We start from the raw sequence: 9,738 nt of genomic DNA on the forward strand, positions 1-9,738 counted from the left end.
GCTTATACCTGAAACGAGGCTCTAAGTCCAGTATTATAGGACGTAGTGCCTAGCAGTTCCGGGGCGTTCCTAGGCGTTCCATTTGGTCAATGGCAGCATATAGACTGCACGGAGTTAGCTGCTTGTCTGGGGCAGGTATGCACCCTCAGCCTCATGAGCCGCCGATGTTGCGCCTGGTGACGACGTAGCTGAACGAGCGGCGATAGGCGCCCGTGTCGATCAGGGGCTTGGTGCCGGTGCGGCCGCGCCGAAGCCGGCCTTTGATGGTGCGTTCGGCGAGGGGCGCGAAAGCGCCGTCGGTGATCTGCTGCTGGACGGCAGACACGCCTAGGAGGCCAATGGCGTGCAGGGCCTTCTCCGGGGCAGTGAGGTCGCCGAGGAAGGCCTTGGCAGCCGCCATCTTCAGCCGCTCGACAGCCTGCTCCCGGATCGTCTCGATCCCCGGCACGAGGTGCGGGCGGGCGGGCAGGTTCTTCTCAGGATCGCCGGTCTCAAAACGGTAGCCCAGCACGGCGTTGTTGATCGGCGCCTCGCCCTTCTCGGCCGGATGCACGCTGTCGCCGGGGATCCCGATTGCGACGCGCTTCTCCAACTCGCGCATGACGGCTCGGGAGAACGGGTCGAGCTTGCTGGTCGTGATCGTGAGCTTGCTGGTGATCGCCATGGCGCAAATCCGGTTAGAAACACCCGTGATCGTGGGCGGTGATGTGGGTAGCGATCTGATCGAAAACCCAACGCTCTGTGACTGAACGAGTTTTCGGGATCGTGGGCGGATGGTACTTCCGCCGCTAGGGTTTCCGAAGGGTCGCGCTGCCCAACCCAGATTTTATCGGCCGATTGCTGCGCGCCTGCTGTCCCAAGTTCCCCGTGTCTCAGATCCCACCGCACAGCACCGCGGTACTGGTGACCCGCTCGCTTCATTCCCTGCGATAGCGGCTCGCTTCGTCCTCGCTGTGCCTGCCCTATCCCGTCACACCCGCCGCTTTCTGACACGGTGCTCCACCTGCAAATGGTGGAGTGGAGCAAGGTGGAGCGGTGGAGCGCTTGAGGACCTTTGCTCCACTGCTCCACCTGCTCCACCCCCTTATAGGGGTGAGCAGTGGTGGTGGAGCAGATCCAGGCCATTTCAGTTGTCATCCGAGGTGGAGCACGCGAGCGTGCCAACCTCGACGTACGTGCGGGTCCTTCGAGCTTCATCCTGACCTTCGACCGTCACGAACATGCCGTTGGTGGTCCACGTCTTGAGCAGCCGCCCAACACGCTGACGATCAGCCTTGCTGTCCGGATCCAGCCGTAGTGCTCGGGCGATTGGGAGGCCCACCCACTGCGGTGACTGCGGGCTCTGCCGCCATGGGCCGCCAGCCATCACTTCTGTCTGAGCCGCAAAGAGATCGCGGACCTCGATGCCTGCGAAGGCGTCAGGCCAGTCCCACGGCTCGACCACGGCGACATGATCGCTGGCGTCCAGCAATCCCTGCGGTCCATTGCCGAGTGATACGGGGGTCAGGTGGAACCACTCTGACCGGTCGGGCGGCGGGGCGAGGTTGGCCTTGCCGTTGTCGACCCGGAAGTAGCCGCGATGGGATGCAAGGCCGGCGCGCTCGGCCTCATCTTTCGTCATAGGGTTCAGCACCCGGGCCGATCGGGCGGCGGCGAGCAGTGCCACGGCGCCCCGCCCATCCTCCACGGTGTACTCACCGGCTGTGCCCTGTCCCTTACGGACGTGGTGCACCAGCTCGATCGCGGCATCGCCGCCCTCGGCCACGCGGTTCCAAGCTTTGGCCACGAGGTCGATCTCGTCGTTCGAGTTCTCCGAGATGCGGTGGCTGCTGACGAACGGGTCGATCACCAGCACGTCGATCAGGTTGGCGCCGATCTGGTTGACCAACTCCTCGATCAGCGGCTCAGCGAGCTTCACGCCATCCTTGGTGCGGGTCGCCAGGATGATACTGGTCGTGCGGCCGGAGTCGAGGAACAGGCGCCCCTCAAGTTCGCGGGGGTCGATCCGGTAGTGCAGGCAGATCGCGGCGACGCGGCGCTCAATCTCCTCCAGCGGATCCTCACCGTTGAAGTACCAAATGCGCAGGCGCTTCGGCACAGGCACGCCGAGCAACGGCCTGCCGGTCACCATGGCGATGGCCTCGACCAGCACGAGGCTGGATTTGCCGACAGCGCCGGGCGCGACGGTGGTGCTCAGGAACTTCCGGATCAGGTGCTTACCGTATACCCACTGCCGAACTGGGATCGTAGCCGGATCGCGGTAGACGTAGGGCGTCGCACGGATCGCGGTCGGCCGGAGGTGCGTGACGGTATAGGCCGGTTCAGCCATGCCGCACCTCCCTGGCGATGTCATTGAGATCGGCGCCCGCGATGGTGGAGCGCACGAGGAAGACTTCCCGTCCGGCACGGCGCCAGCGATCCGCACACAACTCGGATGCGCCCCGGCCCGCCGGATCGTCGTCGACCGCGATCCAGAGGCATTCGATACCTGGCAGCACTGGGAAGCTGGTGATCCCGCCCGCGTTCAGGACCGACCAGGCGGGCGAGGCGCCGAATTCCGGCAGGCACCGGAGCGACAGCGTCGTCTCGATGCCTTCGCCGATCCCGAGGCAGGTGGTCACCTCCTCGTCGGCCGTGAGTTTTACGGCGCCGCCGCGAATGCTCCCGAGGGCGAGACGGTCTTTGCCGCTGACCTCGACCTTCTGGCCTTCGAGGTTCAGAGCCGTCCGGTGGATCGCCTGCGGCCGGTTGGTGACGACGTTCCGGACCAGCGCCACCATGGCCGGCGTCCGAGAACCCGCGAAGGGACAGGACGGGTGGAAGCGTAGCACTTCGTGGATATTATCAACGAGGTCGAGACCGCGGCGGGCGAGGTAGGGGGCGACCGGCGACTCGGCTGGCTGCCGGGCCTCTCGCCAGATCCGCAGGGCGAGCGCAGCACGATCCAAACTTGGATCATGGCTGACGTTGTCACGCTTGATCGGTTCGGGATGTTTCTGGGCAACTTGCCCGGAAACCGCTTTGATGGGTTTCGGCTCAACTTGAGCCAAAACTCCGAGCTGTTCGCGGACGTGATCCCGGCAGACCCCGAAATCGTCGCCTGCATGACTATGCAAGGTGAACCCGCCCGGCGCCGAGGTATCGAACAGAATGCTGAGGGAGCGGTCCTGGCGGCTGTGGAACGGACCGGGGCAGACGATGCCCCGGCCAACCACTTCGCCACCGAGCGCACGCGCTGCGGAGCGAAGATCCATTATGCTGCTCCCCCATTCTGGGGAGCGGGCCGAAGGCTTTGCGCAGTAGTTGCCGCCGTCGCGAGCGCCTTGGCGGCACAACTAAGCGAGTAGGCTGCGCCCCGCGAGTCTCGGATCAGGGCGAACTCAGCCGCGTTCCTCGCGTAGCTCTCTGCGATGCTCGCCGCTTCCGCGATCGCATCGAACGTGAGGCAGGCCGTAGGGGTGAGGTCAGGCCGTCCGATCATCGCGTTGCCTCCCTCAGGAAGCTGCGAGCCGCGACGCGGCCGGCGACTACAGTGATGACGAACCCTTGAGGGTCCATAATCGCGGTCAGGGCGTTGGCGGGGTGCCGGTGGGGTGCTATATCGGACAGGTCACTCTGGCGAGAGACCATATCCGAGGGACGTGAGCGCTGGCCGGCGCTCCGTCCCTCAACTTGTTTCTGGGCCATCGTGCTACGCGGCCTCCTGCTCAAGAGAGTTGAGGAAGCTGCGGAGGCTCTCGTCGGTGACGTAGCTTGCCCGCCCGATGTGAACGATCTTCAGCTTTCCCTGCTCCACCAGCCGATGGAACGTGGTGTTGCTGACGCTGAGGGTGTGCTGAGCGTCGAGGCGACGATGCAAAAGCTTCCCCGTTGACGCGCGCAGGTCTCCTGCGGCGCCCTGAACAACTGCGTTCATGGCTGCGTTCCTTAGATCGGTTCCCGGGAATGACTGGGAACGCTGGAATACTAGGACTGTCTGCTAAGCCCCTTCAAAGGGGGGATTTGGTGATTTTGCCGCTTGCCGGTCCCGCCATGCTTTCAGGCGCTCTGCTGTTTCTTCGGCTCGCTGAATTGCGCTGCCTTCTACAAACAATATCTTGAAAACGGCAGACAGCAGATCGATAAACTTTCCAGACTTCGAATTATCAGTTGGGTTCGTTGTAATAGAAGGATCTTTGCCGAGGACTATCTTATACTGTAGTGCCACTTGCGACGATATGGCTCTAGCTCTACGCGTGCTCTTCCCTCTCGTCGGCGCTGCAATGTCCGAGGTCTCAATCGCTCCCATTCGCTCCGCGATATCTTCAAGCGGACCAAAGGCGCCCTCTATATTGTACAGCACTTCTTCGAGGTCGCTCCGCATAATATGAGTGTCGGCAAGCCTGACGATGGTCGCTCGGTGGAACGAGTGCAGAGTTGATCTTAGTGCGCGAACCTGTGTAGCAAAGCGCTGCAACTCTTTCTTGACTTTCGTGCCCCCCAGATCTTTGAAGGCGTTAGGATAGGTCAGTTTCGGATCAACCATCCGAGAGAGCGCCTCAGCTGCCAGAGAGACGCGCAGTTGGGTTTCGGGAGAGTCGTCGAGCTTCAAGGTGTTGCAAAACGCTTTTGCTATTAGCGTGCGACGCTGCTCATAGTCCGGGAGGTTTGTGCTCATGCATCGCTCCCTGTGTATGCGGCCCAAGCATCCATCAGCGCGCGCCGCTTCTCGAATAGGTCGGATCGCCGGTAGGCCCGCTCGGTCGCGTCGCCCACCGAGTGCGCCAACGCCATCTCAGCTAGATCCCGAGGGAACGCCGTGCATTCGCCGGCCCAGTCTCTGAACGACGATCTGAACCCGTGAACGGTCACGCTGGCGCCGCCCGCCGTGTCCAGGGCCGTGCGCAGGGACTTGTCGCTGATGGACCGACCGCGGCGGACGCTCGGAAAGACGAGTGCCCGATCTAGCCCCTGTACCGCCCTCAGCACGGCGATGGCTGGCGCCGTCAGCGGCACCCGGTGTTCAACGCCAGCCTTCATCCGCCCGGCCGGCACGGTCCAGATCCCAGCTTCGAGGTCAATCTCGGACCACCGAGCACCCATCACCTCACCCGAGCGCGCTGCCGTCAGGATGGTGAATTCGAGCGCCCGCGCCGCAACGGCCTCCTGCTCCGTCAGGGCGATCAGTAGGGCTGGCACCTGCTTGAACGGCAGGGCGGGGTGGTGCGCGACCTTCTGAACCTTACTCCGCTTCGGCAGCAGGTTGGCGAGGTGGCCCTTCCAGCGTGCCGGGTTCTCTTTACCCCGGTATCCCCGCGTTGCGGCCCAATCCAGCACGAGTTCGATCCGTCCCCGCACCCTGGTCGCCGTCTCAGGCCGCTTCGTCCAGATTGGCTCCAGCACCTTCATGATCAGGTCGGTATCGATCGCCTGCACCGGCAGATCGCCGATCACGGGGTGGACGTGGTTTGCCAAGGAGGATGGCCACTGCGCGGCGTGCACCGAACTTCGCCAACCAGCCTTGTGGGCAGCGATGTACTGCTCGGCGCATTGCCTGAAGGTCACAGCCTTCGCGGCCTCCAGCGCAGCCTCCTGACGCTTGGAACGGCGCACCTGGATCGGGTCGATCCCATCGGCTGTCAGTTTGCGGCATTCACGGGCGCGGTCGCGAGCTTCCGCGAGGGTAAATGTGTGGGCTGACCCGAGGCCCATCTCCCGGGACCGCCCACGCAGGGTGAACCGGAAGATCCAGCTTTTCGCGCCCTTCCCGGTCACCTGAAGCCAGAGTCCGAGCCCGTCGCCGTACATTCCGGGCTTCTTCAATCGGGCCACGCCGAGGGCTGTTAGCTTACCTTGCATGGGGTCATCACCCGCGGATCTACCCACATGGTAATCGCGAATTTGAGGGAACGCCAGGGGATGGCCGGGGACAACACGTCTCGAATTATTGCGCCTATGCAATACCTTACGAGGTCCCTTTGGATCCCCGGGAACTTCACCGCGAGGGAGCAATCCTCCGCCTGCCAGGAATCGCTCAAGACCATCGAGCAGCAGACGAACGCGCTCGGCGAGAGCGAGCAGGCCGCGAACGAACTCTCGGCGCTCTCCGACGAGCTGAAGAACGCCACCGATGTCGGCAAGAGCGCCGAGGAGGTGGCCTCCGCGGCCGAGGAGCTGTCCTCGGCGGTGGAGGAGATCAACCGGGCCGCCGCACAGATCACCACGGCCCTCGGCCAGATCGACCGGGGCGCCCAGCAGCAGAGTTCGGCCGCGCAGCAATCGGCGGCTGCCGTCGCGCAGATCGAGCGGGGCGCGGGCGTCACGCAGGCTCAGGCGCAGGAAGCCCTGGACAAGGTCAACCTGATCACCGGCCAGCTCCGGGAGAACCGTGCGGCGGTGGACGGGCTCGTCGACGGCGTCACGCGGTCGCTCGAGGAGACCGACAGGAGCCGCGAGCAGATCACCGGCCTGGAGCAGGTGAGCCGGAAGATCGACAAGATCGTCGACGCGATCACCACGGTGGCGATCCAGACCAACATGCTGGCGGTGAACGGCTCGATCGAGGCGGCCCGGGCCGGCGAGTTCGGCAAGGGCTTCATGGTGGTGTCCACCGACATCCGGAACCTCGCCCGGGATTCCTCCGAGAACGCCGAGCGGATCAAGGATCTGGTCAAGTCGATCCAGGATCAGATCGTGGTGGTGAGCCGCGACCTGGAGGCGATCTCGGCGGCAGCCGCGAGCGAGGTCGAGAAGAACAAGGCGATCACCCGCGACCTGCAGACGACCGCCGACGACATGACGGGCGTGCTCGACGGCAACCGGAAGATCCTCCAGGGCTCCGAAATCATCCTGCGCAACATCGAGGAGGCCAAGCGCGGCATCGATCAGATCGCCACGGCGGCCCAGCAGGGCAGCCAGTCGGTGGTCGAATCGCAGCAGGCCGCCCGCGAACAGGCGAAGGGGGCGGAGGAACTCGCCGCCGCGATCGAGGAGGTCGCCTCGCTCGCCGACGAGCTCCAGAACCAGGAGTAAGAGGCACCGCCGCCCGGCCGCCGTTGCGGCGTCGGCCGACCGTCAGGGGGCGGCCGCGCGCAGGTCGCCCTTGACAAAGGTCGCCCTTGCCAAAGGCCGCCCGCGCAAAGGCCGTCCCGCCGGGTCGGTCCCGCCCCTACCCTGCCCTGTCCGGAATCCGACATGTCCAACGATGTCACCGCCTCCGCCGCACCGGACGATCCGTCGGCAGCCGCGTCTGTGCGGCAGTTCGTGACCTTCCACGTCGAGCGCGAAACCTACGCGGTGCCGCTCGCCGAGGTGCAGGAGATCATCCGCCTGCCTGAGATGGTCGAGGTGCCCCTGGCACCCCCGGCGCTGGCGGGTCTCGCCAACCTGCGCGGCTCGGTCCTGCCCGTCGCCAGCCTGCGCCGGCTGTTCGCCCTGCCCGACCGGGGCCACGACGACGCGACCCGGGTGGTGGTCATCAACCGCGCCGGCGGTCACGGGAGCGGCCAGGAGATCACCTCCGGCTTCGTGGTCGACCGGATGGCGAGCGTGATCACGGCCGAAGCCGGGGAGATCGAGGGCGCCGATGGTCTCACAGCCAGCGCCGAGGCCGACCTGCTGTCGGGGGTGATCAAGCGGTCGGCGGGGATGGTCATGATCATCGATCTCGGCCGCCTGCTCCAACGCAGCGGCTCGGGACGCGGCGGCGGCGGTAGCAGCCGCCACGCCGAGGGGCCAGCCGAGTTCGGTGCCGTGGCCGCGGCGCGGGCCGAGGGCGACGCCTCCGACGAGATCCAGCTGGTCTCCTTCGAACTCGCCGGCCAGGAATACGCCCTGCCGATCGAGCACGTGCAGGAGATCGTCCAGGTGCCGGAGGTGGTCAGCGAATTGCCGAACGCCGAGCGTCATCTGATCGGCGTGATCAATCTGCGCGACCGGCTGCTGCCCCTCGTGAGCCTGCGCACCCTGTTCGGCCTGCCGGCAGCGCCGCTGGGCGAACAGAACCGCATCGTCGTCGTATCCCTGGGCGCCGCATCCGTGGGCATCGTCACCGACACCGTGAAGGAGGTGCTGCGGGTCGCCCGCGCCGTGGTGGATCCGCTGCCCGAGCTGCTCGCGAATGGCGGGTCGCTGCGTGAGGTCGAGTCGATCTGCCGGCTCAACGGCGGCAAGCGGCTGGTCTCGATCCTGTCGGCCGGCCGGCTGTTCGACACCACCCAATTGTCCGGCGACCGGGCCGTCGAGGAGGGAACCATGCAGGAGACGCGCGGCGGGACCGAAGGGGCGCGGGCCGACGAGGAGGAGCAGTTCGTCGTGTTCCGCCTTGCCGACGAGGAGTACGGCGTGCCGATCGAGGCGGTGCACGAGATCGTCCGCGTGCCCGAGCAGCTGACCCACGTGCCGCGCACCCCCGCCTTCATCGAAGGCGTGGTCAACCTGCGCGGGGCCGTGCTGCCGGTGGTGGATCAGCGCCGCCGCTTCCAGCTCCCCGATGCCGAGCGCAACGACCGCCAGCGGATCATGGTGTTCGCGATCGCCGGGGTGCGGACCGGCTTCATCGTCGATTCGGTCTCGGAGGTCCTGAAGATCCCCCGCTCGGCCATCGTGCCGGCGCCGGATCTCGCGCAGGACGACGACAACGCCGTCGAGCGGATCGCCAACCTGGCGGATGCCAAGCGCATCATTCTGATGGTGAACGTCGACCGGCTGCTGAGCCGGCACGAGGTCGCCGACCTGAAGGCGGCGTGAAGCCGCTTTCAGCTTTCACCCTGACCGCTGACCAGACTTTCGCATTCCAATGCCCAAGCTCCTGATCGTCGATGACTCAGCCCTCATGCGCAAACACCTGCGCGCGATCTTCGAGGAGACCGGCCAGTTCGAGGTTCAGACCGCCCGCAACGGGCGCGACGCCCTCGAACAGATCGGCCGCTTCGCGCCCGACGTGATCACCCTCGACATCAACATGCCGGAGATGGACGGGCTCACCTGCCTCGGCGAGATCATGACTACGAACCCGCGCCCGGTGGTGATGATCTCCTCGCTCACCAGCGAGAGCGCGGCCGTGACCCTCGAAGCGATGCAGCTCGGGGCCGTGGACTACGTGGAGAAGCCCGGTGGCACGGTGTCGCTTAACATCGCCGATGCCCGTGACGAGATGATCGCGAAGGTCCGCGCCGCGGTCGGGGCCAAGCCGCGGCGCGCCCGTGGCCTGGTCGACCGGGTCCGGCGCGGACACACCGAGATCGTGAGCCGGAAGGTCCCACAGCCGGCGACCCGGGTCGATGGCTGCATCCTGATCGGCGTCTCGACCGGGGGGCCGCGCACCCTGGAGGAAATCCTGCCGGAGCTGCCCGCCAATCTGCCCTGGCCGGTGGTGGTCGCCCAGCACATGCCCGCCCCCTTCACGGGCCCCTTCGCCCAGCGCCTCGACCAGCTCTGCGCGCTGAAGGTCGTCGAGGTCGTCGGCCCGATGCCGCTGGCGACCGGCCACGTCTATATCGGCCGGGGCGACGCCGACGTGGTGATCGAGCGCAAGCTCGGCCGGCTCACGGTCAATTCGGTGCGGAGCGACCTGTCCCTGCGCTGGCATCCGAGCGTCGATCGCCTCGTGCGCAGCGCCCGGAGCCACATGCCCGCCGAGGCCCTGATCGGCGTCGAACTCACCGGCATGGGCGATGACGGCGTTGCCGCCATGGCGGCGCTCAAGGCCGACGGCGGGCGCACCATCGCGGAGGCCGAATCCAGCGCCGTCGTCTTCGG

General features: G+C 65.9%; 10 protein-coding genes. 4 read left to right on the forward strand and 6 right to left on the reverse strand.

Going from position 1 to position 9,738, the window contains the following annotated elements:
* Positions 1 to 151: 151 nt before the first annotated feature.
* The 3 genes from OXS49_RS23630 to OXS49_RS23640 all read right to left on the reverse strand — a co-directional run bounded on the left by OXS49_RS23630 (position 152) and on the right by OXS49_RS23640 (position 2,780).
* The gene (locus OXS49_RS23630) at positions 152 to 664 is read right to left on the reverse strand and encodes a hypothetical protein (protein ID WP_267427090.1); all 513 of its coding nucleotides are present in this window, start codon (positions 662 to 664) and stop codon (positions 152 to 154) included.
* 462 nt (positions 665 to 1,126) lie between these two features.
* Positions 1,127 to 2,329, reverse strand: a complete 1,203-nt coding sequence (locus tag OXS49_RS23635) for an AAA family ATPase (protein ID WP_267427091.1) — start codon at positions 2,327 to 2,329, stop codon at positions 1,127 to 1,129.
* The gene (locus tag OXS49_RS23640; protein WP_267427093.1) at positions 2,322 to 2,780 is read right to left on the reverse strand and encodes a toprim domain-containing protein; all 459 of its coding nucleotides are present in this window, start codon (positions 2,778 to 2,780) and stop codon (positions 2,322 to 2,324) included. The genes OXS49_RS23635 and OXS49_RS23640 overlap by 8 nt, the downstream gene beginning before the upstream one ends.
* Before the next feature lie 54 nt (positions 2,781 to 2,834).
* Between OXS49_RS23640 and OXS49_RS23645 the strand changes: the two genes are divergently transcribed.
* Entirely contained in the window at positions 2,835 to 3,347 is a 513-nt protein-coding gene (locus OXS49_RS23645) for a hypothetical protein (protein ID WP_267427094.1), read from the forward strand.
* Between the two features lie 344 nt (positions 3,348 to 3,691).
* Here the strand turns inward: OXS49_RS23645 and OXS49_RS23650 are convergent, their stop codons facing one another.
* The 3 genes from OXS49_RS23650 to OXS49_RS23660 form a co-directional block, all read right to left on the reverse strand.
* Positions 3,692 to 3,916 carry a DNA-binding protein gene (locus OXS49_RS23650; RefSeq protein WP_267427095.1) on the reverse strand — a complete coding sequence of 75 codons (225 nt, stop codon included), beginning with the start codon at positions 3,914 to 3,916 and terminating at the stop codon, positions 3,692 to 3,694.
* A 63-nt stretch (positions 3,917 to 3,979) separates the two neighbouring features.
* Complete coding sequence (locus OXS49_RS23655; protein WP_267427096.1) at positions 3,980 to 4,657, reverse strand: hypothetical protein; 678 nt, start codon at positions 4,655 to 4,657, stop codon at positions 3,980 to 3,982.
* A complete protein-coding gene (locus OXS49_RS23660) occupies positions 4,654 to 5,838 on the reverse strand; it encodes a site-specific integrase (protein ID WP_267427097.1) in 1,185 nt (394 codons plus the stop codon). The genes OXS49_RS23655 and OXS49_RS23660 overlap by 4 nt, the downstream gene beginning before the upstream one ends.
* A gap of 96 nt (positions 5,839 to 5,934) precedes the next feature.
* Between OXS49_RS23660 and OXS49_RS23665 the strand changes: the two genes are divergently transcribed.
* The 3 genes from OXS49_RS23665 to cheB form a co-directional block, all read left to right on the forward strand.
* Entirely contained in the window at positions 5,935 to 7,011 is a 1,077-nt protein-coding gene (locus OXS49_RS23665; protein ID WP_267427098.1) for a methyl-accepting chemotaxis protein, read from the forward strand.
* A gap of 162 nt (positions 7,012 to 7,173) precedes the next feature.
* Positions 7,174 to 8,727 (forward strand): chemotaxis protein CheW, encoded by a 1,554-nt coding sequence (locus OXS49_RS23670; RefSeq protein WP_244006842.1) that lies wholly within the window; start codon positions 7,174 to 7,176, stop codon positions 8,725 to 8,727.
* 85 nt (positions 8,728 to 8,812) lie between these two features.
* The coding region (cheB, locus tag OXS49_RS23675) for a chemotaxis-specific protein-glutamate methyltransferase CheB (RefSeq protein ID WP_267427101.1) at positions 8,813 to 9,738 on the forward strand (926 nt) is incomplete at its 3' end.

Source organism: Methylobacterium sp. GC_Met_2 (assembly GCF_026540795.1).
In the GTDB taxonomy this organism is placed as follows: Bacteria; Pseudomonadota; Alphaproteobacteria; order Rhizobiales; family Beijerinckiaceae; genus Methylobacterium.

What these genes read in the sequence shown, in the direction of transcription:
- OXS49_RS23630 (WP_267427090.1), bottom strand. Translation starts at nt 664, where the DNA reads ATGGCGATCACCAGCAAGCTCACGATCACGACCAGCAAGCTCGACCCG.
- OXS49_RS23655 (WP_267427096.1), bottom strand. Translation starts at nt 4,657, where the DNA reads ATGAGCACAAACCTCCCGGACTATGAGCAGCGTCGCACGCTAATAGCA.
- OXS49_RS23670 (WP_244006842.1), top strand. Translation starts at nt 7,174, where the DNA reads ATGTCCAACGATGTCACCGCCTCCGCCGCACCGGACGATCCGTCGGCA.
- OXS49_RS23665 (WP_267427098.1), top strand. Translation starts at nt 5,935, where the DNA reads ATGCAATACCTTACGAGGTCCCTTTGGATCCCCGGGAACTTCACCGCG.
- OXS49_RS23635 (WP_267427091.1), bottom strand. Translation starts at nt 2,329, where the DNA reads ATGGCTGAACCGGCCTATACCGTCACGCACCTCCGGCCGACCGCGATC.
- OXS49_RS23640 (WP_267427093.1), bottom strand. Translation starts at nt 2,780, where the DNA reads ATGGTGGCGCTGGTCCGGAACGTCGTCACCAACCGGCCGCAGGCGATC.
- OXS49_RS23660 (WP_267427097.1), bottom strand. Translation starts at nt 5,838, where the DNA reads ATGCAAGGTAAGCTAACAGCCCTCGGCGTGGCCCGATTGAAGAAGCCC.
- OXS49_RS23650 (WP_267427095.1), bottom strand. Translation starts at nt 3,916, where the DNA reads ATGAACGCAGTTGTTCAGGGCGCCGCAGGAGACCTGCGCGCGTCAACG.